Origin of the sequence: Chitinophaga sp. SYP-B3965, from assembly GCF_009647655.1 — a bacterium.
GTDB lineage: Bacteria > Bacteroidota > Bacteroidia > Chitinophagales > Chitinophagaceae > Chitinophaga.
The window spans coordinates 98,028-123,613 of sequence record NZ_WJFD01000002.1; the positions used below are offsets into that span (position 1 = coordinate 98,028).

The window sequence follows — 25,586 nt, forward strand, 5'->3', positions numbered from 1 at the left end:
TTAGTGACGGAAGTGACGCATACCGGAGATCACCATCACCATGCCATTTTCTTTGGCGTAGTTGATGGAATCATTATCACGGATGGAACCACCGGGTTGAATAACAGCAGTAATACCTTCTTCTTTGGCAATACGTACACAATCATCAAACGGGAAGAAAGCATCTGAAGCCATCACTGCACCTTGCAGGCTGAATTCAAACTGATGCGCTTTTTCAATAGCATGACGTAAGGCATCGATGCGGGAAGTTTGTCCGCAGCCTTTACCTACCAGCTGCTGATCTTTCACCAAAGCAATGGCGTTAGATTTCAGGTGTTTGCAAACGATGTTCGCAAATTCCAGATCTGTACGTTGTGCTGCTGTGGCGGGTTGCGCGCCGGTATCATTCCATGTGAGGAAGCTGCCTTCGTCGTTATCCTGCACCAGTACGCCATTCAACACATTCTTAAACATCTGTGCAGACTTCGCTGATTTCTTTTGCAGCAACAGGATGCGATTCTTCTTAGCCTGGAGGATCTCTAATGCAGCAGGCTCAAAACCAGGCGCAATCAGGATCTCAAAGAATATTTCGCTGATGGATTGAGCTGTTGCAGCGTCCACTACTTTGTTACAAGCTAACACACCACCAAAAGCACTTTCCTTATCTCCTGCCAGTGCAGCTTCCCATGCAGCGGCCAAAGTAGGCCTGCTGGCAATACCGCAAACATTGGTATGTTTGATCACGGCAAAAGTTGTTTCAGTGAATTCAGCGATCAGCTGAACAGCTGCATCCACATCCACGAGGTTATTATAAGACAATTCCTTGCCATGCAGTTTGTCGAAGATCTCGGTAAGATCGCCATAGAAAACACCTTTCTGGTGAGGGTTTTCACCGTAACGGCATACCTGGCCTTGTGGAACAGACAGCTGGAAGTATTCTTTTTCTGTATTCTGAAGGAAGTAACCGGCAATGGCCACATCATAATGTGCACATACTTCAAAAGCCTTTGCAGCAAAGTGTCTGCGTTGTTCTAAAGAAGTATTGCCTTCACCATCTACGAGTGCTTTTTCCAGATCAGCATACTGATCTTTGGAAGCAACGATCACTACATCCTTGAAGTTCTTACCTGCAGCGCGGATCAGGGAAACACCTCCAATATCGATCTTCTCAATGATAGCCTGTTCTTCTGTAGTGCTTTTCACGGTTTCTTCAAACGGATAAAGGTCTACGATCACCAGGTCAATTTCCGGGATCTCGTATTGCTTCAGCTGTTCCAGGTCCTGCGGGTTTTCCCGGCGAGCCAGGATACCGCCAAATACTTTGGGATGGAGGGTTTTAACACGACCGCCCAGGATAGAAGGATAAGCAGTGAGGTCTTCTACTGCTACACATTTCACACCCAGTTCTTCAATGAATTTTTGCGTACCGCCGGTAGAGTAAATGGTAACACCCTGCTGGCCCAATGTTTTAACGATATTCTCCAGGTTATCTTTATAGAAAACGGAGATCAAAGCTGATTTGATTTGCTTTTGCATGCAAGAGAATAATTAGAGATTTACAACAAAGGCTCCTTCATCCGGAACCGAAAAGAAGCGCAAAGGTAGTTTCTTACACGCACTTTTCCACTTCCTGATCAGGAAAGGTGCGTTAGAATCATCAAATATTATTAGCTCGTATATAAAATAATCGTGCAAACGGCTGATATCGACACGCGGATTATGTGACAACAAAATATAATCTATTTTAATCCTTTTGGCAGGTGGCTTGTTAGGAAGCCTGCCGGTTAATCTTAATATCCTTTTTCCTTCAAACTGGATGAGGGTTTCTGTTTTGTGTTCTTTCTTCTGGCGGCCGTAGATGCATGCTACGGTTCCGTTGTAAATAATGATCTTCTTTTGCATGTTATCATAGGCATGTAAACCCGCAAACAAAACCCCTATGGTTAAAGCTCCCATCCCTCTCTTTAGTAAAAGTGCTATCGTGATTCCGTATAGGCATATCGTTTGCTGCAGGCTGATCTGGATGTTATTTGTAACGGCGCCGGGGATCTTGTCCAGCCATTGGATCCAGGTGTTCATGCCCATGATGCCCCATGTCAGTAATTTGCCCAGCCATAAATTGGGTATGGCTACCAATATGATCTCTCCATATAAAAGTATTGTGGAAAGCGGGACGGCTACAAGGTTTGCGAGTAAGAAGAAATTAGGGAACTGGTGGAAATAATACAGGCAAACGGGCCAGGTGAAGATCTGTGCCGCTAACGAAACGGCTATCATCTGCCAGAGTTTATCCAGCCATTTGTGTTTTATCAACCACCAGTCGTATATGGGCTGATAACAGAGCAGAATGCCACCCACTGCCAGGAAGGATAATTGAAAACCAACATCCAGCAGGAAATAGGGGTGATAACTCAATAACATAAAAGCAGCGGCGGCGAGGGTGTTGTAGATATTGGAATACCGTGCCAGCATAAATTGCCCAATCGCAATAGTGGTAAACATCACCGCTGAACGTAGTACCGAAGCGGATGCCCCTGTCAGTAATGAAAAAGCCCACAATACAAAGATCACCAGCAATGCTTTGCTTATTTCTGCCCATCTCTTTTTAGGCAGCCACTTCAACATTTGCAGGAGTGTAATATAGATCAGTCCAAGATGCAGGCCGGAAATAGCAATGATATGTACTACCCCGGTATTCGTGTATGCCTGTACGATATCTTTATCCAGTTCCTCCCGGTAGCCGATCAGTAAAGCCTGGGCAATGCCGTATTCCTGTTGCCGGGGGATGTATCTCCGCAATGTTTTCAAACAATACTCACGGGTGGTGATCAGCCAGTTTTGACTTTTACCGCCTGGCAAGGTTTGCCAGTTTTTCAGGAATACCTGGTGGAAGAGGTTCTTTCTGCCGCAATATTTTCCGTAATCACCCCTGATCTTTTGAATTTCCCCTTCTATGATGAGCCGGTTACCGTATCGCAGGTTCGATTCCTTTCTGAAATAGAGCAGGATTTTCCCGGTAACGGGTTGTGCCTGCCCGCTATTCATTATCGCCAATACCCTTGCCTCCGCTTTCCAGGATTTAGCTTTTTTGATGGGTTGCTCCGTTAGCGATACGATCAGCTGACTGCAGTCCTTCAAATGATGCCCCATCCAATTTGTCTTGTGGCGGATGTCCGATTGGTAGAAAAGCCCTATTCCAAATAAGCAGATGGCGGCATGGATACAGACACCCTGCACATGTCTTAACGCGAAATGGGTTGAAAGTTTCAGGAAAGGGGGGATTACCCAACCGGTTATGCAAATGCTGAAAAGCAAAAAAAGCACTCCGACTGGAACCGTCAGGTACATGCCTATGATAATTCCGGCCGTAAGGGGGATTAGGAGACGCAGGAAGGGCGTTTTCCTCCAAAGGTTAACAAACATACTCCAAACAATGGTTGAATTGAAATTAAGGCATTTTTTACACAAAACAATAAGTGGCTGATAATCAGGTCATTCCTATAGTGATCTATATACTCAGCTATATCGCTCCTATAGCACTGCTATATCATTCTTATAGCATAGGTATATCGAAACGATATAGGAATGCTATAGGAGTGTTATAGGAATGGGCTTTCAGTGATATAGGGATATACAACTATAGAGCCTGGGTGACCCTTCGCAAAAAGGGAGTAGGGAGTTTGCCGCGCAGGAAAGGGCGGAGTTTTTTCTCTTTTTTAGATAAATAGATGTTTTCTTAAAGAAGCTCCTTTTAAAAAGCAACCTCTCTGCCACTAAAGAAGTTCCTCCTGAATAAAAAACCTCTCTCTGCCGCCAGGGCGCAAAAAGAAGCTCTTCCTTAAATAAAAAACACACCCTCTCTGCCGAAAAAGAACACCCTCCTTAATAAAAAAAACATCCCTCTCTGCCGCCAAAGAATCCCCTCCCTAAATAAAAAAACCTTTCCCTGCCGCCAGGGCGCAAAAAAAGAGGCCGGATCAAAAAATGACCCGGCCTCTACCGATAATATATTCCAAAAGCAATTACTTACTCAAGTGCATGCTTCTTTCTTTGTAAAGTGTTCTGAAGTAAGGATCACGCAGATCTTTGATAAAGCGGATCGCTTCACCTGTAGATTTCATTTCAGGCCCCAGCTCCTTGTTCACACCCGGGAACTTGTTGAAAGAGAACACCGGTTCTTTGATGGCAAAGCCCTTCAGGTTCTTCTCTATCTTGAAATCTGTGAGTTTGTTAGCACCCAGCATCACTTTGGTAGCAATGTTGAGGTAAGGCACCTGGTACGCTTTTGCAATGAAAGGCGTAGTACGGGAAGCTCTTGGATTCGCTTCGATCACAAACACCTGCCCGTCTTTAATGGCGAACTGGATATTGATGAGCCCCTTGATATTCAGTGCGCGGGCAATCTTCTCAGAATAGTACTCCATGGTGGTCACGATCAGCTGGCTGAGGTTGAACGCAGGTAATACCGCGTTACTGTCCCCGCTATGGATACCGGCTGGTTCAATATGCTCCATCACACCCATTACATGGAAATTCTCTCCGTCAAAGATGGCATCGATCTCTGCCTCCTGGCAACGATCCAGGAAGTGGTCGATCAGGATCTTGTTGCCGGGTAAGTGTTTCAGGAGGCTGAGCACGGATTTCTCCAGCTCTTCCTCATTGATAACGATCCGCATCCTTTGTCCGCCCAATACATAAGAAGGACGAACCAGCACAGGATAACCTACTTCTTTTGCCACTTCAATAGCATCATCCGTATTAAAGGCAGTACCATATTTAGGGAAAGGAATACCGAGTTCTTTCAACCTGTCAGAGAAACGACCGCGGTCTTCTGCGATGTCCATACTGTCAAAGGAAGTACCGATGATCTTGATACCTTTCTCGGTAAGCCTCTTGGCCAGTTTGAGAGCAGTTTGACCACCCAGCTGAACGATCACACCTTCTGGTTTTTCCAGTTCAACGATCTCCCAGAGGTGTTCCCAATATACAGGTTCGAAGTAGAGCTTGTTGGCCATGTCAAAGTCCGTGGATACCGTTTCAGGGTTACAGTTCACCATGATGGCTTCGTAACCGCATTCCTGGATGGCTTGCAGACCGTGTACACAGCAATAATCGAATTCAATACCCTGGCCGATACGGTTAGGGCCTGAACCGAGTACGATCACTTTCTTCTTGTCGGAAGGGATGCTTTCGTTCTCTGTATCGAAAGTAGAATAGAAGTAAGGTGTTTTAGCTTCAAACTCTGCGGCGCAGGTATCTACCATTTTGTAGGTACGTGTAATGCCCAGGGCTTTACGTTTTTCATATACTTCATCTTCTTCACAGTTTGTAAAGAGGATAGACAATTGTTTGTCTGAGAAGCCCATTTGTTTGGCTTCTTTCAGCAGATCGAAGGGAACTGATTCCAGATCGTGTTCCAGCAGTTGTTTTTCTACCGTTACGATATCATTGATCTGGTGCAGGAACCAGCGGTCTATCAGGGTATGCTGGTGAATGGTCTTTACAGACATTCCTTCCATCAGGGCATCTTTGATACGGAAGATGCGGTCCCAGGTTGGCCTTTTCAGTTTCTCGATGAGCTGCTCGCTCTTCAGAAGTGATTTACCATAGTAACCCAGGCCCACAGCGTCGTTTTCAAGACTCTGGCAGGCTTTCTGTAATGCTTCGGTGAAAGTGCGGCCGATGGCCATTACTTCCCCTACAGATTTCATTTGCAGTCCTAACGTATCATCTGCTCCTTTGAACTTATCAAAGTTCCAGCGGGGCATTTTTACGATCACGTAATCCAGTGCTGGTTCAAAGAAGGCGGAGGTGGTTTTGGTGATCTGGTTTTCCAGTTCATCCAATGTATATCCAATGGCCAGTTTAGCGGCAATTTTGGCGATGGGGTAACCTGTTGCTTTGGAAGCCAGTGCAGAAGAGCGGCTTACGCGAGGGTTGATCTCGATGGCGATCAGTTCTTCGTTTTCGGGGTTCATGGCAAACTGCACATTACATCCTCCGGCGAAGTTACCGAGCTGGCGCATCATCATGATGGCCTTGTTACGCATATCCTGGTAAGCGGTATCGCTTAAGGTCATGGCGGGGGCCACAGTGATGGAGTCTCCGGTGTGGATACCCATCGGGTCCAGGTTTTCTACGGTACAAATGATCACAACGTTATCATTTTTGTCCCGCAGCAATTCCAGTTCATATTCTTTCCAGCCGAGTACTGCTTTTTCTACCAGTACCTCGTGCATGGGAGATGCTTTCAAACCACGGTCCAGCGCTTCATCCAGGTCGTCTTTACCATGAACGAATCCGCCACCGGTACCACCTAAGGTAAAAGAGGGGCGAATTACAAGCGGGAAGCCTATTTCCTGTGCAAATTCCTTTCCTTCCAGCAGGGAGTTAGCGGTACGGGCAGGAGCTACAGGAATTCCGAGTTGGATCATCCACTGGCGGAACTGTTCACGATCTTCCGCTTTATCGATGGCTTTAATATCCACACCGATCAGGCGCACGTTGAATTTTTCCCAGATACCCAGCTCATCTACTTCTTTACAGAGGTTCAGTGCAGTTTGTCCACCCATTGTAGGGAGAACGGCATCGATCTGGTTCTCTTCCAGGATCTGTTCAATACTTTCCACCGTGAGCGGCAACAGGTAAACCCTGTCTGCCATCATCGGATCCGTCATAATAGTAGCCGGATTAGAGTTGATCAGGATCACTTCAATTCCTTCTTCCCGGATAGAACGGGCTGCCTGGGAGCCGGAATAATCGAATTCACATGCCTGACCAATAATAATTGGACCGGAGCCGATAATCAGAACAGATTTAATGGAGGTGTCTTTGGGCATCTTTTTTTATTAGCTATTGATAATGAAAAACCATGCGATTCTTTTAGCCCGCGAGCGAACAAAAAAATCGTGCAAAATTACGGGAATAATTGGTTTTTACGGAGATATTATTTGAAATGAATAGCTGAGGTGCCCTATATTTTAATTTTATATACTATTGTGCTAACATATACACATATACCAATTTCCATTTTCCATCCACTTTCTGGAATTCAAAATCCTCTATGGTGGCCGCATCGTCTGATACCATGGACTTATCATCATCGTTCAGCAGTTTGCGGGCGCGCAGTAAATTATATTTATTGGCGAATTCCTCTTTTGCCGGTAATTCCAGGTAATCATTAAAGAAATTGGCGAATTCATCCTTACCGATGGTTTGAACAGCTGTATCGGTGAGGCTTTTCTTTACCACCAGGGGGAAATCGATGAAACCGCTCACACTTTGATAGTCCTTTTTCACAAGGGCAGTATAGAATTTCTTCCAGAAAGCCTCAAACTCTTTCAGTTCCGGTTCTGAAGTACGCTGGGCTTTACCAACCAGCAGGAGAAGGCACATAGCCAGGGATAATAGACTGCTTTTCATAGTACAAGGGATAGTGATACAGATATAGAAATGCTAATATATGTAATTATAATTAAAAAAACTGTATTTTTATCATAAAGATTGAAGGATCAATCTTTTGGAACCTAGCTATAAAAAAGGAAATAATTCCGGATTCGATTGCGCTTTCTCCCGCAGGTCAACTAATTTGCAATAAGATTATTATTGGAGTTCATATACACATGCATCCTTTCTATGTTAACAACAAAACCCCTAAAATTCCTGACCTATGTGAACCCGGAAGATGCTGTTGCTTGATTGCAATGGCATCTTTTTTTTGAGGCCTACTGCATCTCTTTAAGGCGGGAGATCTCTACGAGCGCTTTATTATAATCTTCCAGCAGTTTATAGTATTTGTCTTTCCAGGTTTCTATTTCCATTCCATCGGCCCCGTTTTCTTCTACATGATTACCACCCAGGAATTCCTTGGAGCTGATCTCCAGCACCTGGCAGATCTTTTTCAGTTGGTCTGGCGTGAACACAGATTTGTCCAGCAGATTATATAGTGCACGGCGGCTCAGGCCCATCCTGTCCGCCAGTTTTGTTTTATTGAGGCCCTTTTCTTCTATCAGTTCATCCAGCCGTTGGCCCTGATGAAAGTCTACAGCGGGTTGCGGTTGTGTTCTGCGTGGATGCGTCCAGTTATAAAATTCATCCAGACTGATACCTAACATACCACAGAATTCCAGCAGCGTAGCGCGTTTGATAGCTTCCTTCCGAAAATAATAATGAGCGATCTGGTTGGAGAATCCTGCTAACTCCGCAAAGTCAAGGATCTTCATTCGTTTATCCCGAACGATCTGTTTTAACCGTGCTCCTTCATGAATAATATTTTTCGATACCGTTTCCACTGTAATTAAATTTTGTTATTATTGTACTCATTGTCAACGGTTTTGATGACATTCATACTATCAATATAACATTTTAATTGACAAAATGAGAGAAATAACCTTAAAACAATAAAACCAGTGTCACATGGAATCAAAGAAAATTTCATCCTCCAACCTGCTGTTGCACACGCATACAGAGCTAACGCAGCTGCCAAAATCCTTTCGCGAGAGCGTTTGCCATGAGTGCGGGTGGAGTGAGGCCACTTTTTACAGGAAAGCCAGGGGGAAAAACACCTTTAGTAACGCGGAAAAAGAAAAGATCCTGGCAGTAGCAGATAATCTTTTAAAGGAACGCCTGGAGCAAAATGTCAGTTACAGGCAACGTTAATGCACAAAAACGAACATTATCCCCACGAAACGAAACATTTTCATTGATGTTAACTTACTTAATCCCATTAAAACCAAAACTATGCAGGAAACCAAACATCAACAAATACGCTCCATTATTTCTCAATTTATTCACCGCTTACATGAAACCAGCGGCAATGCAATTTCTCACGTTACGGTTACGGTACACGGAGAACTGCAACATTTTGTTCCAGACAGGCGCATCAGCCACTTTTCCGTTACCAAAATGGATGGGGTTGCAGAGCTCTCCTACCAGGATATGGAACTGGAAGCCCCCATCACCAATATGATCACCATTATTGCCACGGAAAAAAAGCCGCGGCAACAATAAGAACCATCCAGTTATCTTATAAAAAAAGCAAAAAGGCGCAACCGTCTTTTTGCTTTTTTTGTTGATTATCATTGATGCAAATCGTTTAAATTCATGGAATATGAAATTCCTTAGCTGGCTGATATGCTTATTGTTCTCGCTGTCTCTTTCCGCCCAACAGGTGAAAGAGGATACAGCCATAACGGATGTGGTGGAACGGGTGGAGCATATCACCAAGATGCTGAACAGGGTGAACAATACCCTACGCAGGGGCTTTGACACCACGGAGATCGCAGAGAAATTACCGGGTTCTGAAAAGCTGGTGAACGATCTCCGGAACAGCGTTTTGAATGATCGCCGGCTGATGAATATCCGCAGCCTCTATGCCCTGCAGGTAATATTGCGGGAAATGGAAGAGCAACATGCCGGGTGGCAAAGATCTTTATCAACCTACAGCCGCACCATCACAGATATGAGCGGGAAGATCGACAACATCCTGCGCGACACCCTTCTCCGTCAACTACCGAAAGACCCTTCTTTACAGGGATTATACACTTACCAGCTTTCCCGGTTAGATCAAAAATGGCAACAGGCAGATACCGCCAACCGCAATAGCCTCCAGCGGATCGGCGTGCTGCAGAACAGGGTGGCCATGAATTATATCACCATTACAGATATGCTGGATGAGGTAGAATTCCGGTTAAAGAATGCAGAGAAAAGGATCTGGACGCGGGAAGAAAAAAACCTCTGGGATGTACGCCTGGCGGATTACAGGTTCCCATTCCATGATACCTTCTATATTTCCTTTGTAGCGGCACATCGGGTATGGGATTATTATTTCCGGTATAACCGGGATATACATCTGCTCAACCTTATACTGTTCTTTGTATTCCTCTTCTGGTTACTGAACAGCATCTCCCGCATCCGGAAAAATCATCCTGATGCAACGGGGATATTTGCCAATACAAAGTACGCCAGTCATAAACCTTTACTCACTTCGCTGATCTTTATTTTCACTCTCGGGCCTTTTTTTTATACAAACCCTCCCATCGTACATATGGAATTATTCTGGCTGGTACAAACGGCTTGCGTAACCTGGGTATTAAAAGACGAATCCCCTGTATGGCTGCGCTGGCAATGGTTCCTGCTGTTATTTTTATATACGGCCTATGCGCTCTTCAATCTCATGATGCAATCTTCCTTTGAAGAAAGATGGGCGCAATTCTTTCTGCAACTGGGCACACTGGCCACTGTGGGGTGGTTCCTGCGGAAACAACGGAAATCAACTTTTGCCTTTCCGCCTTATACAAGGATCATCGTGTGGCTTACCTTGCTGATGACTGTCACCGCATTTGTCTGCAACCTTACAGGCCGTGTGATGCTCTCAAAATTCCTGGGCATGAGTGCTGTGTTCAGCCTTATTTCTGCACAGGCCCTGCTTATACTGATGGAGTTATTGCTGGAAACTTTTTACCTGCATATCGAAGCCAACAAAGCCAATAGCCGCTTTGCTGCATACCTTGATTTTAACCGCATCAAAAAAGGATTACGTTCTACTTTGTTCCTCCTGGTGGGTATTGGCTGGCTGGCCATCCTCATCAGGAACCTGAACATTCACAACATCATCAGGGATACGGTATTCTCTTTCCTGAGAGCGGAAAGGACCATCGGTAATACCTCTTTCACCTTTTCGAGCGTCTTTATTTTCCTGGTGGTGATCTGGGTTGCCTTCCTTATCAGTAAAGTGATGGTATTTATATTTGGCCACCAGGAAGCTGGCGGTGTTGTAAAAAAATATCGCTGGAGCAGTGCCGTTTTACTGATAAGATTGGCCGTACTGGCCGCTGGTTTGCTTTTGGCCTTTGCTGCTTCCGGCATCCCTATCGATAAATTAACCATCATCATCGGCGCATTATCTGTTGGTATCGGTTTTGGTTTACAAAATATTGTAAACAACCTCGTCTCCGGTGTGATCCTCGCTTTTGAAAAACCGGTAGAGATCGGCGATGTAATTGATATCGGTACACAACACGGCACGGTGAAAGAAATAGGGATCAGGGCCAGCAAAATAGCCACTGTAGATGGTTCTGAGATCATTGTTCCCAATGGTGATCTCCTCTCCCAGCATATCACTAACTGGACACTCACCAACCGGTCCCGCAGAGTAGAATTGATCATTGGCGTAGCATACGGCTCTGATCTTAAAAAAGCTTCGGAACTCCTGAAGGAATTACTGCTTAAAGAGGAAGGTGTGCAAAGTGTGCCCGTTCCCCTTGTATTGGTACATGAACTGAATGACAGCTCCATTGATTTCCGTATTCTTTTCTGGGCAGACATTGGTACCTGGGTGATCCTCAAGAGCTCATTGCTCTTAGCTATCTATACCGCTTTTTCTGAACAGGGCATTGAAATCCCCTTCCCCCAAAGCGATATCCATATCAAGAACCCACCGTCAAACTAAATTTTTCTTTATAAAACTAAATTATTAGTTTTATGGAAATGTTTGCTATGATACGTACTATTATTTTCATGCTGCTTTTTGCTGTTCCTGCTATGGCCCAGGATAATATCGACAAGGCTTTGCTGATGGATTATTTCCAGGAGCAGCAATTCGACAAAGCCATCCAATACCTGGAAGGTGTGAAACCTCAACAAGCAAACGGACTGGCATTGCTGGCCAGTGCTTATTATCAGAGCGGCCAGATGATGCCCGCGGAGAAATATTATACCCTGGTGCTGGCGCAGGATTCCAATCATATACAAGCCCATCAGGCATTGGGCAATATTGCACGGCAGCAGAAACAACCGCTTCTCGCAATTGCCCATTTTGAAAAGCTGGTGGCATTGCGTCCCACTAATCCTCTTTACTATAAACAGCTCAGTATTGCCTGCGGTAATGTTGTTGGCCTGCAGGATTCCGCTTTTAATTATATGTGGATGGCCTATCAGCTCAATCCAAAAGATGTTTCTGTGGTAACAGCCCTCAGCGCTGATCTCATAGATGAAAAGGAATATGCCCGTGCAGACAGTCTGCTGAAACAATACATGCTGATCGACAGCAGCCAGGTGATGGTTATTTCACAGCTGGTGAAAACATCCTATCTGCAAAAAGACTTCTCCTCCGCCACCCTCTATGGAGAACGCCTCATGGCCATGAACGCATTAGAATTGACGGCCTTTTCCTATCTCTCCGTTTCCTACTATGCCCTTAAAAAATACGACAGTTGTATCATAGTGTATGATAAAACGGCAGCTATGACAAGAGGTAATGCGCCTGAAACGATCATCTATTATGCGGGCATCTCTTATGCCAGAATGAAACAGTTTGATAAAAGTAATGAGCTGATCCAGCGTTGCATTGACCTTGCAAAATCCAAATCGCTCGATAGCTATTATGCTACGCTGGCAGATAATTACGAGCAGATGAAACAATTCAGGAGAGCTATTTCTTATTATGATACTTCCTATTACCTGTTTAAAGATCCCATGCGGCAATACGGTATCGGCCGTATTTACGAACAGCATTTGCAGGATCCGCTGAATGCTAAAAAGCATTATAGGCAATATGTGAAGGATGCCAAACCGGAGAATAAAGAGGAGGAAAGTATTCATACTTATGTGAAGGAACGTATTAAGAATCTATAGGGTATAGATCTACACTTACGTGAAAAAAAACAGAAGAAAGAAAAGGGAATCCATCCCCGCATACATCATAAAACTATAAGAAAGAAAAGTAATCCATTCCCCACTCACACGAAAAAACGCATCAAAAACCCATAAGAAAAAAGAAGAATTCCTCCCCAGATAACCCGGCTTTAACAGCCGGGTTATCTGTTTTATTGAATTAATTTCAAGGTTATTGCATCTTAATTTGACAATCTTCAATCATAAATCACTAAATTTAAGGCCCGTTAAAAAACTGTTTTAAACTTATAAATCTGATTGGGAATCATGTCGTACCCATACCAAGTCAAAAATTTCGAAGAGTATCAGCAAGCCTGGCAGCACAGTGTAACAGACCCGGAAGGATTTTGGGCTAACGTTGCAGATCATTTTTACTGGCGCCGCAAGTGGGACAATGTACTGGAGTGGAACTTTAAACAACCAGACATAAAATGGTTTTCCGGGGCAAAGCTCAACATTACGGAAAACTGTCTGGACAGGCATTTGGGCACCCTCGGGAACCAGCCTGCCATTATCTGGGAACCCAACGATCCGGAAGAAAAACACCGCGTGCTCACGTATCGCGAACTGTTCAACAAGGTTTGCCAGTTTGCCAATGTGCTCAAAAATAACGGCGTAAAGAAAGGCGACCGTGTTTGTATCTACATGGGTATGATCCCGGAACTGGCCATTGCTGTATTGGCATGTGCCCGTATCGGCGCTATCCATTCTGTGGTGTTTGGTGGTTTCAGTGCACAATCTATTGCTGATCGTATCCAGGATGCACAGTGTAACCTGGTGATCACTTGCGACGGGGCTTTCCGCGGTGGAAAGGACATTCCTCTGAAAGCAGTGATAGACGATGCTTTGATGGCCTGCCCTTCTGTGAAGAAAGTAATTGTTTGCACACGTACCCGCACACCCGTTAGTATGCTCAAAGGCAGAGATGTGTGGTGGGAAGATGAGATCAAACAAGTGGAAACAATGGGCAACCCGCCTGTAGCTGCTGAAGAAATGGATGCAGAAGATATGCTCTTTATCCTTTACACGTCCGGTTCTACCGGCAAACCGAAAGGAGTAGTGCATACCTGCGCAGGTTACATGGTGTATGCGAATTATACTTTTATCAACGCTTTCCAATATAAACCCGGCCAGGTATTTTTCTGTACGGCAGATATAGGCTGGATCACTGGTCACAGTTATATCCTGTATGGTCCTTTAAGCGCAGGCGCTACTACCCTGTTGTTTGAAGGTATCCCTACTTATCCTGATGCCGGCCGCTTCTGGGATATTGTAGATAAATTCCGTGTGAATGTACTCTACACTGCCCCTACCGCTATCCGCAGCCTGATGGGTTTTGGTTTAGGCCCTGTTAATCACAAGGACCTTAGCTCCCTCACCACACTGGGTACAGTAGGTGAACCTATCAATGAAGAAGCATGGCATTGGTATAAAGACCATATTGGTAAAGGCAAAGCGCCGATCACAGATACCTGGTGGCAAACAGAAACCGGTGGTATCATGATTGCGCCACTGGCTGGCATCACACCGGAAAAACCAGGTTACGCCACACTTCCCCTCCCCGGTATCCAACCCATCCTCGTAGATGAGAACGGAAAGGAAATTGAAGGGAACGGCGTGAATGGTAACCTCTGTATCAAGTTCCCATGGCCTGGTATCATCCGTACCACCTATGGTGATCATGAACGTTGCCGCACCACTTACTTTGCTACTTATGATAATCTCTATTTCACAGGAGACGGTTGCCTCCGTGATGAAGATGGTTATTACCGTATAACAGGCCGTGTGGATGATGTACTCAATGTAAGCGGCCACAGGATTGGTACCGCAGAAGTAGAGAATGCCATCAATATGCATGCTGGTGTTGTGGAAAGTGCTGTAGTGGGCTATCCGCACGATATTAAAGGACAGGGTATCTATGCTTATGTGATCACAGATAAGCAGGTAAAAGAACCTGAACTCACCAAGAAAGATATCATGCAAACTGTTTCCCGGATCATCGGGCCTATTGCAAAACCGGATAAGATCCAGTTTGTAACAGGGTTGCCGAAAACACGTTCCGGTAAGATCATGCGCAGGATCCTGCGTAAGATCGCTGAAGGAGAATTAGACAACCTTGGTGATACTTCCACGCTGCTCGATCCTGCAGTTGTTGAAGAGATCAAAAAAGGAAAGTTATAGTAAAGCAGGGCGGTATCAGTGATACCGCCCTTTCTTTTTGCATTTCGTCCCGCATTGTTTACACATGATGTAAATAATTTCCACCTCCCTTATTGCCGTGCTTCCTTTGTACTCTATGGCAATAAGATTCCTGTTATGCTTACTGTTTTTTGCAGTGCCCGCTACTGCTCAGTTTCGGGGAGTGGTGAAGAACAACCGTGAACCCCTGATTTCCGCTACCGTAATATTGATGCGTATAGACAGTAGTGTCGTAAAAACTGTGCGTACAGGAAAAACCGGCCAGTTTGTAATAGACTCCGTGCAGAATGGCCGTTATCTTCTAAGCGCCCGCTTTCTGGGCTATCAACCGTACTATACTTACATCGTATCTCCTTCCGCCCAAACTATACAGATCACTCTTCTCCCGCTTGCACAACAGTTACAAAGTGTAAACGTGCAGGCACAGCGGCCACCAGCTATTGAACAAAGAATAGACGGCGTTGTCTATAACCCGCAAGGGGACCTGGTGGCCGCAGGGAGTAATGCGCAGGACCTTTTGCAACGGGTACCTTTTGTAACCATTAGCCAGGAAGGCGCTATCAGTATCCGCGGCAATAACAGCGTGCGGGTATTCATCAATAACAAACCAGCTGAATTCTACGCCAACAATGTGGCAGACCTCCTGAAAACGTTATCTGCAGATGATATTGCGAGGGTGGAAGTGATCACGCATCCATCTGTACGTTATGATGCAGAAGGCTCCGCAGGTGTGCTGCACATCTGGTTAAAGAAAAATCGTTTACGTGGTATCACAGGCGCCATCACTGCCAATGCGAATGACATCGATCAGAATTATAATGTGAAACTCAATTACCGGCTGGCGAAAGTATATGGCACTTTTGAAGCGTACCAGTACCGCAATAGCAGTTACAATAATGAAAAAACGGAACGTATCGGGCAGAATGGTTTCGTCTTGCGGCAATCATCTGAAAACAGGCCAAAGGGCTCCGGGAATTTTTTCACCTTCAATGCAGGCTGGGAACCGGATAGTACGCAGGCTTTTGATGTAAGCATGCGGTTGGGCATTTTCCCGGATATGCGGGAAAGCGAGTTGCATGCTGTTCAAACTGCAAGAGAATATTCCCGTTATACCAGCAGAGATAACCTGTATCGCAACAGGGCCATCACTTTTTCTTATAACAAACACCTCGGTAATGACAGAGAACTCTATGTATTAGGTGGTTATTCCGCACGTAACAATGAAAGCGGATATCTCATGCGGCAATCAGATGGTTATAAAGAGAGGAACGAAAACAGGGGCCGCAACTACGATGTGATGTTACAATCAGATTATGTGCATCCCTTTTCTTCAACACATAAAATTGAAACCGGGTTGAAATATTCCATGAAAGAGATCAATACGGATTATGCGCTCTTCAACTTTGATTCACTGGCTGGCTATGAAAAAGATCCGCTGCGTTCTTTGCGGTACCACTTCGTGCAAAGTGTGATGGCGGCTTACCTGAGTTATGATCTTAGCATAAAAGAATGGAAGGTACGTTTAGGTACAAGATATGAATATACATGGTTAAGTGCACAAGGGCAGACGCTTCCTGCTTATGGCACCTTTATTCCCAACATCATTATTTCCCGGCGCTTCAATAAACACACCTTCAATCTCAGTTATTCCAGGAGGATCCAGCGGCCGGAAGTGTATCAGCTTTCCCCTTCTCTGGATTACAGTGACTCACTGAATATCACAACCGGCAATCCTTCACTTACTCCGGAGAGAAGCCACCGCATTGAACTGGGATACACTATTGGACCAGTCAGTGTATCTGTTTATCATTCTTATGCCAATAATAGTATTCAGAGTATGCGGGTGATGAAAGGGAATGGTGTGATCTATAATAGTTATGCAAACATTGCGGGTAATAGCAGAACGGGTATGTCTTTAAACGGTTCATTCAATATCGGCAAACGTTTTAAAGTGAATACAAATGCCAATATGTACTACGTGAAGTTCCGCAGCAGTGATACGATTGCCAATCAGCAACCGTATGCGCAAATAACCTGTAACGTCACGTACCAGTTACCGAAAGGTTTTGGATTAGAAGGAGGTATGAATTGGGAATCGAGGTATCCGTTGGTGTATGGATATGTTACCGGCTGGAGGAATCAATTCCTGGGTGCAAATAAAAAACTCTGGGGCGAAAGAGCTGCTGTCAGCATGCGTTTACAAAGCATCATCACGAATTATTTTTTGGGTAAAGGAGAATTCTATGGTGATGGTTATACAGAGAAATTCACCCGGAACTTTCGGCGCCCGATCCTGCGTATTGGTTTCACTTATAAATTCGGGAAAGCTTTTAATACGCGGCCTGAAAGAGCGCGGAGAAGTATTGAGGGGCTTTAAGGTCTTATTACTACAGGGGTGCCTACTTTCACTACGTCATATAATTCATTCACATCTCCATTCTTCAGGCTTACACAACCCAACGTCCAGTTAATACGTTGCTCTACATAATTATCACGGATGCCGGATGCGTACTCCACACCATGAATGCCAATACCACCACCAATATCCGCACCTTTTTGAATGAGCCCTCTCGCCTGGCGTTGCTGAAACTTCTCGCGTGATTCTATGTTGGGATAATCCAGCAGTAAGAAACGGCTCCAGCGATTGTCGTAACGTTTGGCAAGAATACGGAATGTTCCATCTGGTGTACGGCGATCTCCCTGCACGTATTTATCTCTTGCATCTTCATTGCCAAACACCACTTTATAGATCTTAATTAAAGTGGCATCTTCATAGAGATACATGCGGTAATCACTCTTGTCTACCAGCAGAAATACTTTGTCAATATCTATCCGCGCGGCGTTCAGCCTAACGCTATACAGATCATTGTTATTGTGCTCAAAGGCAAATAGCGGCAATAAGGAAAATAAAAAGCAAATACGCCACATTGTAGTTACAGGATTTCAGAATAGATTAACGGTGAGCAGAATGCGAATATTGTGTTAAAAAAAATGGAGCCGCAATAATTGCGGCTCCATTTATAAAAAAGCTTTTAAACTTAATATCCGAATATCTCTTCCAGCGTTACTTTCTGTACATCGCCATACTTTTTCAGGTCATCCAGTTTAATGCGTTTCTCAGACGCCAGGATGCAGTATGAATAAGGCTTTCCGGCTATGTTTTGATCGTGCAGTTGCTTCACATCGTCAAAGTTCAGCTTGTCTACACTTTCATATACTGTTTTACGTATATCAGTATTCAGGCCCAGTTTCTGTGCGCCCAGGTAGCTGAAAATAATACCGTCTTGTGTGATGCGTTCCGTTTCAATATCTTTCTTCATGCTGCTGCGCGCAGTTTCAAAAGACTTCTCTGCTTTAGGAATAGTCGTTAACAATTCATTCATGCCTGCAATCGCTTCGTTCACTTTATCTGCCTGGCTGCCTACATAAGCCAGCACCGCATAACGGTCTGTTTTCTTATTGGGCGCTGCGTAAAAAGCATACGTAGAATAAGCCAGCGCTTTGGATTCGCGGATGGTCTGGAACACAATAGAACCCATACCTCCTCCAAAATAAGAGTTGAAGAGGTTTATTACTGCGGTGTTGGATGGATTAAACACATCCCCGTTACGTACCCAGTTCACTTCTGCCTGCACCATGTCGTAGTCTGCAAACAAAACTTTATTACTGCTCTGCACAGTTTTCTCAAACTGTTTTGCAGGCATGTCTGCTTTGAAAGCAGCTGGTTGCTGATGCAGTTTGAAAACGGCTGCAGATGTTGCTGCCAGATCATTAGGACCGTAATAAATAACCGTGTGTTTATAGTTCGGCAGTTCGTGCAGGATGTCTGTTAGTTCCTTTGCCGTTAGCGCATCCAGTTCTTCTTTGCTCAGCTGGTTATTGAACGGATTTTTAGCCCCGTATGTTGCGTAAGACCTCAAACCACTTAAGATCTGGGCTTTATTCAGTTTACTATCTGAACGGGATTTCGCGATCCGGTTCTTGAAACCAACCAGCGCTTTTTCATCCGGTTTGCAATTAGCGATCACATGATCAAACAATTGCACCGCTTTGTCGAAATTCTCCTGTAAGCCGGTGATGGTAATGGTTGTTTCTTCTGCTCCGGCAGCGAGGTTAAAGGAACAGGCAATATTGTAGAATTGCTTGCTGATCTCTTCTGAAGAATATTTGTCCGTACCCAGGAATTGCAGGTATTGGGCTGCTATCGGGAGTTTGTTATTGCTCCAGCTGCCCATGTTAAAACGGTAGTAAAGGCGGAAAAGGGAATTATCCTTGTTCTGCACATACAACAGGTCCGTATTGCCCACTTTTCCTTTCTGGATGTCTTTGTCGTAATCCAGCCAGAGTGGTTTTACAGGCGTTTCCGGCAGGGCGGCTACACTCTTCAGGAATTCAGATTGCGCATCGCGGTTTACTTCTACCGGGGTGATCGGTGGTTTTTCCACTTTCTCAATATTCTTATCTTCTCCCTTACGTTTGTACAACAGCACATAACTATCGCTCATGTATTTGTTCGCAAAATCAACGATCTGTTGTTTGGTTACTTTGCGCATGTCCTCTACATAGGAAACATCATACAACCAGTTCTTGCCGGAATGTTTGATGAAGCCATCCATCAGGCTGGTAGCGCGATTTTCGTTGCTTTCCAGTCCCTGGATCTCGTACAGTTTGAAGTTGTTAACGATCGCAGTGATGAGGGATTCATCAAATTCACCTTTCTTCAGAATATCCAGCTGGCCCAGCAGCAGGTCTTTCACTTCATCCAGCGTTTGGCCTTCTTTGGCGCGGCCGCTTAAAGCAAATACGGTATAGTCTTTCCAGGGCAGTGTGCTTACGCTGGCACCCAGTACTTTTTGTTGTTTGTTCAGGTTAAGGTCCAGCAGACCAGCCTTTCCGTTGGAAAGGATCTGGGAAAGCACCGTGAGGATAACGGAAGATTTAGTATCCAGGGCGCCCGGCATGCGATAAGCCAGGTTCACATTCTCTGCATCAGGTCCAAATACATCCTTCACAATGGGTTTTGTAATTGGCGCTTCGGCAGGAGCTTTATATTCCTTCACCGGCTTGGCTTTCATATAACCAAACTGCTGATCGATACGTTTGATCACATAGTCAGGATCAAAGTCACCCGCAAATATGATGGCCATATTATTAGGTACATAATACTCATTATAGAACTGGCGGATAGCCTTCAGGGAAGGGTTCTTCAGATGTTCTACTGTTCCTATGGTAGACTGCTGCCCGTAATTATGCGTAGGGAATAAATTGAACAGCATGGCTTCGTACATTTTGCGGCCATCGTTATCCAGCCCACGGTTCTTCTCTTCGTATACGGCTTCCAGCTCTGTATGGAAGATCCGGAAAATGGGATCACGGAAACGTTCTGCCTGCACTGCCAGGAATTTATCTACTGCCGTGGAAGGAATGTCTTCCTCATAAACAGTTTCCTCTACCCAGGTATGGGCATTGGTTCCCTGAGCGCCCATGTTCGTCATCATCTTATCATACTCATTGGCTATGGCGAATTTAGCGGCAGCGCCGGACATGCTGTCTATCTGTTTGTAGATAGCCTTGCGTTTTTCGGCATCGGTGGTTTTGTTATAAGTGTCGTACAGGCCCTCTACCTTATCCAGCAAAGGTTTTTCTTTGGCCCAGTCCAGGGAGCCAAACTTTGTGGTGCCTTTAAATAACAGGTGTTCCAGGTAGTGTGCAAGGCCGGTATGGTCTTTAGGATCACTATTGCTACCTGCGCGAACCCCTATGAGGGTTTGGATACGTGGGTCTTTTTTATTCACACTAAGGATAACGGTGAGGCCATTCTTTAATGTGTAAAAGCGTGCCTGCATTGGGTCTCCGGTTATATACCGGTAGGTATAGCCGCCAGAAGTGGCGTCTTTCCACTGGTGCTTTTCCTGGGCTGATAATTGTACAGTCCCGGCCAGCAGCAGCCATAAAACAAGGGAGGTTATTCTCATACAGTTGGTTTAAAAAAATTGATCTTTTCAAATATAAAAAATGCCGGAGGACATTCAACGGCCAGATCAGGATTTTTCTACGCCAGAAAGGATGAGCGGAAGATTTTGGGGATGGGGATTTTATCTGTAGATCATATTGCCTGCATATACACGGCTACCGGTTACAGGGCCGGGAGTGGTCAGGAACAGGGTATCTGTTTTAACATATAATACGTGATAGTGGTTTGTTACATATAAGTTATGATCCCCGCGGTAAGACTGGAACAGGCTATCTGGCAAATATACCAGGGACTCCGTAGCCTCAGGAACAGGCAATTGTGCCGTACTGCCAGGTATGGATGCAGATGCTGCAAAGCCTTCTAAGGATGTGGGGGTTTCAGGTAACCTTAAATTGGTGGCATGCATGAACACAATGAAAGTCACTACAGCTACAAACATCAGGATAGATCGCATACTTTTTTGGATTTGTGGTTGTACAGTTTTAATAGGATAAAGGAAATGAGGGGATTGTTACCCCTTCCTTTCAAAATTCATCCGGTTATAAATAGAATATGTGCTCTTACTCTTTGCTCATTTAGAATCCGTTGAACCGGAAACCCACTGAAAAAGGGTATTGTTCCAGTCCATAATCATGTAAAGGAGTGAGCGCAAAGTTACTATATAGTTTAATAGGACCATACGCAATCTCTCCGGTAAGGCCTAAACGCCATTTATTTAGGCTGAAATCGTCTGTGTGCCTCACTTTACCTCTTTCTTCACTTATTTGTTTGGTGCGTGATTTCAGCAAATATCCGCCGGAAAAGCCCAAACTCATTTCAAAAGAGCGTCCCGGACGGGCTGGATTTGAGTTAAAATTCAGCATTACAGGGATCGTCAGATATTGTGCAAACAGCTTGTTTTTGGAAAACCCTACTGTATCACGAATGATAGTGGTAGGATAACCAGCCACATAGGTGATATTCCGTGCAAACCGATAGTTATTCATTTCTACACCTAAAGCGTAGATAAGGTTCAATTTATGCTGATGAATATTTAGGCGCTGCATCACCACCCATATATTAAAATTGACTGATTTTCCCGTCATAAGTTTAAATTCAGACGGTGTTAATGGCTCACTGGCCCTCCGTGGGGCGAATTTATTGAGCGCGGCGCCGGAGTAATCAAAGCTGGCTTCCCCTGCTGCAGTAAGATTGGGGTAATTGTAATTCTGCTGGTTCTGCGGGTAAAGGGACATAACCATTGCGCCCGGATAATTGCTCCGGTCCCGGTAATTATTAAAGCCTACGTCAAAAACCAGCCATTTGGTATGGAGGTTCTTTTTCAGTTTCTGGCGGGCATATGCCGTATCCTGGTATGCTTTGAATACACTTTTCCCTCTGTCGTTCTTCCCCTTTACAATAACCAAACCCTTGATCTGGATGGTGTCCAAAGACTCCTGCTGAGCAAAAGCGCCGCCCATTGCAAGGATCATTGTAAGAATGGTGAGTAAAAATTTTCGCTTCATATGACTGTGCCGTTTTACCGGTTCGTTATTTATTTTTCTTTCTGGCAAAGAACCTTGCCACATTAGTTACCTTATCCAGCACTTTGCTTTCCAACCCGTTACCTGTAACAGACATGATCAGTTCTCCGGGTTCTGCTGCCGGTGCAGGAGTTGCCAGGGAAGTGGGGGTACCTACTTCTATAGAAGGGCGGTTGGCCGCTACTTCACTACCCGGGATCTGTTTCAGCTGTTGCGAGATATCCTGTGCAATGGCTTTATTATTAAGCTGTTCTGCCGGTTTTTCCGTTGGAATATTTGTTAGGTCTGCTGTATTAGCTGCGGCTAAAAGGGTTTCTTCTTTTACAGGAGCTGCATCCTGGCGAACAGCTTTGGGTGCACTTTTAGGAGCAATAGCCGCTACTGCAGGGGCTGTTGCTACGTTTCCTGTTGTTGCCGCTGTTTCCGGAGTTGTTACTGCTGGATTTGTAGTTGTTGCGGTTGCGGCTCCCGTTGTTCCAGATTCAGGAACTGCTGTTTCCGGAACTGTTACTGCCGGTTGCTTCACAGCCACTATATTTTTTGTTTCCGTTGTATCTGATAATGTGAGGAAGAATAATGCCCCGGCCACTACAGCTGCGGCTCCCCACCAATAAGCAGGACGGATCGCTATCCGGCGGCTGGTTTTACGATACAGCACCGATCTATCTTCAAAACGAACTGAAGTATCTGCGGCTACCTTAGTGGCCTGCCAGATCTTTAACTCCTGCTGTACATGCGCATGCTGAGAAACAAATTGTTCAAAAGCCGCTTTCTCCTGCTGGTTCAGCTCCCCGTCTATATAACTTAAAAGATGGCTTTCGTAAGTCTGGAGGCTTATTTCACTACCACGGTAAAGGGAAGCCTTGTTGCTGAACACCATGATTTCCGGCTGCAGGCGGGTGGACATCAAAACGTCCAGCTCTGCCTGGAATTGCGGATGCATTTCCAAAAAGCTTTCCAGGGCCGCTATCTCTTCGGCCTGCAGTTCACCGTCTACATAACTGTAGAGGTAATCTTCGTAATTTGATATGTTGATGTCTGTTGACATAAAATGCTGATTTTGAATACCTTTTACCTAGATCACATTTTCCATCTTAACCAGGTATTCCTTCAGATGGGCCCTTGCCCGGTGCAGATAAACCTTTACCTGTGAGGGGTTTAAATGCATTATTTCTCCAATCTCCTCATAGCTGTACCCTTCGTAATCTTTCAATAACACCAGGGATCGCTGTACATCACTTAACCGGTCCAGCGCCTTTTCTATAATATGGCGGGCGTTGTGTATTTTTTGTTCAGCCACCTTCGCCTCCTCCTTAAACTCCTCCACCAGCGTGATCCGCTTCACTTTCCGCACATGATCTATCATATTATGGTACGCTACGGTAAACAAATAACTCTTGGCCTTCTCAAAAGGCACATCAGTACAATGTTTCCATAATATTTCAAACGCGTTCTGTACCACATCCCTGGCATCTTCAGTGTGTTCGAGATTCTTCACAATGAACCGGAAGAGATTATCGCTATACAGATCTACGCATTTGTTGTACTCCTTTTCCGTCATCCGGCGCTATGGCTTTTGAGTGCAAATTTCCGACATTTTGTTTACAAGTGCTCCTTTCCGATGCATCGGAAAGCAAAAAAGCCACTTTTTACCAGCTCCATGACTATATTTCCACAACGTGCCGCCTTCTGATGACTTCAGGGACATCCCGGCCTTTGCCAGTTTCCCAACGGATCAGTGAGCGTACAGTACCTTTCGTCATTTATTACCGTCTATGATAATTGTATGACGCTGGGCGACTCTTAAATGTTACACATCGGTCAAACTTTTTATCATTGGGGAGATTCCACTCCTTTCCCGCTGAATTACTAGATACATTTAAACCCCTAACTTTGTCAGATACAGGATAAAACACGCGATAACATGAACCAACATTTCATCAAACGTTTACAACAGGAGCTGGATGAAATACAAACCGCCGGCTTATACAAGAACGAGCGGATCATTACGTCCGAACAGGGCGCCGAAATTAAAGTGGGTGGCAAAACGGTTATTAACCTTTGCGCCAACAATTACCTCGGCCTCTCTTCTCATCCCAAAGTAGTGTCTGCTGCTAAAAAAGCAATTGATACCCATGGCTATGGCATGAGCAGCGTACGTTTCATTTGCGGCACCCAGGATATTCACCGGGAACTGGAAGAAAAGATCTCCAAATTCCTGGGCACGGAGGATACCATTCTGTATGTGGCAGCCTTTGATGCTAACGGCGGCGTGTTTGAACCCCTGTTCTCAGAACAGGATGCCATCATTTCCGATGCATTAAACCATGCCTCCATTATAGATGGCGTACGCCTCTGTAAAGCACAGCGCTTCCGTTATGAACACAATAACATGGAAGACCTGGAAGCAAAACTCAAGGAATCTCAGGGTGCCCGCAGCCGCGTGATCGTTACGGATGGCTCTTTCAGCATGGACGGCACCATTGCACAATTAGACAAGATCTGCGACCTCGCTGATAAATACAATGCCATCGTGATGTCCGACGAAAGCCATTCTTCCGGCTTTTTAGGCAAAACAGGCCGTGGCACACATGAATATCGTGGTGTAATGGGCCGGGTAGATATTATTACCGGCACCCTGGGTAAAGCCCTGGGCGGAGCATCCGGCGGTTTTACCAGCGGCAGCAAAGAAATGATAGACATACTGCGCCAGCGCAGCCGGCCCTATCTCTTCTCCAATTCAGTAGCCCCCAGCATCGTTGGCGCTTCCATTGCAGTATTGGATATGCTCAGCGAAACCACTGAACTGAGGGATAAACTCGAATTCAACACTAAATACTTCCGTGAAAAAATGACGGCAGCGGGATTTGACATCAAACCAGGCGATCACCCCATCGTTCCGGTGATGCTGTATGATGCCAAACTCAGCAAAGAATTTGCCGACAAACTTTTACAGGAAGGTATTTACGTGATCGGGTTCTTCTTCCCTGTTGTGCCGAAAGGCCAGGCGAGGATCCGTGTGCAGCTCAGTGCAGCACATAGCCAGGAACAGCTGGATAAGGCTATCACCGCCTTCACCAAGATCGGACGGGAACTTGGCGTAATCAAAGAACCTGTAACCATATAATAATTTATTGATTAAGAAAGGCTCCGATCCAGATCGGGGCCTTTTTTTATTCCTTTCCGTAAAATCCATTCCGCATCCCTTACTTTTGCAGCATTACCGTTAAAAACAGATA

The 25,586-nt window shown here is 45.1% G+C and carries 18 protein-coding genes; 7 read left to right on the forward strand and 11 right to left on the reverse strand.

Translation table 11 applies throughout. From position 1 onward, the window contains the following. The 5 genes from purH to GFS24_RS14485 all read right to left on the reverse strand — a co-directional run bounded on the left by purH (position 1) and on the right by GFS24_RS14485 (position 8,270). Complete coding sequence (purH, locus tag GFS24_RS14465; protein WP_153660368.1) at positions 1-1,515, reverse strand: bifunctional phosphoribosylaminoimidazolecarboxamide formyltransferase/IMP cyclohydrolase; 1,515 nt, start codon at positions 1,513-1,515, stop codon at positions 1-3. 12 nt (positions 1,516-1,527) lie between these two features. Further along, a complete protein-coding gene (locus GFS24_RS14470; protein ID WP_153660369.1) occupies positions 1,528-3,402 on the reverse strand; it encodes a ComEC/Rec2 family competence protein in 1,875 nt (624 codons plus the stop codon). A gap of 599 nt (positions 3,403-4,001) precedes the next feature. Beyond that, positions 4,002-6,818, reverse strand: coding sequence for a carbamoyl-phosphate synthase large subunit (gene carB, locus GFS24_RS14475; protein ID WP_153660370.1), 2,817 nt, complete (start codon positions 6,816-6,818; stop codon positions 4,002-4,004). Positions 6,819-6,972: 154 nt separating this feature from the next. Beyond that, positions 6,973-7,401, reverse strand: coding sequence for a hypothetical protein (locus GFS24_RS14480; RefSeq protein ID WP_153660371.1), 429 nt, complete (start codon positions 7,399-7,401; stop codon positions 6,973-6,975). Positions 7,402-7,703: 302 nt separating this feature from the next. Further along, the gene (locus tag GFS24_RS14485) at positions 7,704-8,270 is read right to left on the reverse strand and encodes a helix-turn-helix transcriptional regulator (RefSeq protein WP_153660372.1); all 567 of its coding nucleotides are present in this window, start codon (positions 8,268-8,270) and stop codon (positions 7,704-7,706) included. 124 nt (positions 8,271-8,394) lie between these two features. Between GFS24_RS14485 and GFS24_RS14490 the strand changes: the two genes are divergently transcribed. The 6 genes from GFS24_RS14490 (at position 8,395) to GFS24_RS14515 (ending at position 17,227) form a co-directional block, all read left to right on the forward strand. Continuing rightward, positions 8,395-8,637, forward strand: coding sequence for a hypothetical protein (locus GFS24_RS14490; protein ID WP_153660373.1), 243 nt, complete (start codon positions 8,395-8,397; stop codon positions 8,635-8,637). Between the two features lie 81 nt (positions 8,638-8,718). Then, positions 8,719-8,988, forward strand: coding sequence for a hypothetical protein (locus GFS24_RS14495; protein ID WP_153660374.1), 270 nt, complete (start codon positions 8,719-8,721; stop codon positions 8,986-8,988). Between the two features lie 100 nt (positions 8,989-9,088). Then, positions 9,089-11,428, forward strand: a complete 2,340-nt coding sequence (locus GFS24_RS14500; RefSeq protein ID WP_153660375.1) for a mechanosensitive ion channel family protein — start codon at positions 9,089-9,091, stop codon at positions 11,426-11,428. A gap of 47 nt (positions 11,429-11,475) precedes the next feature. Beyond that, positions 11,476-12,612, forward strand: coding sequence for a lipopolysaccharide assembly protein LapB (locus GFS24_RS14505; RefSeq protein WP_173003085.1), 1,137 nt, complete (start codon positions 11,476-11,478; stop codon positions 12,610-12,612). 306 nt (positions 12,613-12,918) lie between these two features. Beyond that, complete coding sequence (gene acs / locus GFS24_RS14510; RefSeq protein ID WP_153660377.1) at positions 12,919-14,832, forward strand: acetate--CoA ligase; 1,914 nt, start codon at positions 12,919-12,921, stop codon at positions 14,830-14,832. 115 nt (positions 14,833-14,947) lie between these two features. Beyond that, entirely contained in the window at positions 14,948-17,227 is a 2,280-nt protein-coding gene (locus GFS24_RS14515; protein WP_153660378.1) for a TonB-dependent receptor, read from the forward strand. Here the strand turns inward: GFS24_RS14515 and GFS24_RS14520 are convergent. The 6 genes from GFS24_RS14520 to GFS24_RS14545 form a co-directional block, all read right to left on the reverse strand. Next, entirely contained in the window at positions 17,224-17,778 is a 555-nt protein-coding gene (locus tag GFS24_RS14520) for a murein L,D-transpeptidase family protein (protein WP_153660379.1), read from the reverse strand. The genes GFS24_RS14515 and GFS24_RS14520 overlap by 4 nt on opposite strands. A gap of 110 nt (positions 17,779-17,888) precedes the next feature. Next, positions 17,889-20,825: a pitrilysin family protein gene (locus GFS24_RS14525; protein ID WP_153660380.1), complete on the reverse strand. Its 2,937-nt coding sequence runs from the start codon at positions 20,823-20,825 to the stop codon at positions 17,889-17,891. Between the two features lie 120 nt (positions 20,826-20,945). Next, positions 20,946-21,278, reverse strand: a complete 333-nt coding sequence (locus GFS24_RS14530; protein WP_153660381.1) for a hypothetical protein — start codon at positions 21,276-21,278, stop codon at positions 20,946-20,948. Positions 21,279-21,399: 121 nt separating this feature from the next. Next, positions 21,400-22,329 carry an outer membrane beta-barrel protein gene (locus tag GFS24_RS14535; protein WP_173003086.1) on the reverse strand — a complete coding sequence of 310 codons (930 nt, stop codon included), beginning with the start codon at positions 22,327-22,329 and terminating at the stop codon, positions 21,400-21,402. Between the two features lie 25 nt (positions 22,330-22,354). After that, positions 22,355-23,395 carry an anti-sigma factor gene (locus GFS24_RS14540; RefSeq protein ID WP_153660383.1) on the reverse strand — a complete coding sequence of 347 codons (1,041 nt, stop codon included), beginning with the start codon at positions 23,393-23,395 and terminating at the stop codon, positions 22,355-22,357. 27 nt (positions 23,396-23,422) lie between these two features. Beyond that, the gene (locus GFS24_RS14545; RefSeq protein WP_153660384.1) at positions 23,423-23,908 is read right to left on the reverse strand and encodes an RNA polymerase sigma factor; all 486 of its coding nucleotides are present in this window, start codon (positions 23,906-23,908) and stop codon (positions 23,423-23,425) included. A gap of 363 nt (positions 23,909-24,271) precedes the next feature. On the opposite strand from GFS24_RS14545, the gene kbl reads away from it, so the two are divergent. Continuing rightward, positions 24,272-25,474, forward strand: a complete 1,203-nt coding sequence (kbl, locus tag GFS24_RS14550; RefSeq protein ID WP_153660385.1) for a glycine C-acetyltransferase — start codon at positions 24,272-24,274, stop codon at positions 25,472-25,474. Positions 25,475-25,586: the final 112 nt, after the last annotated feature.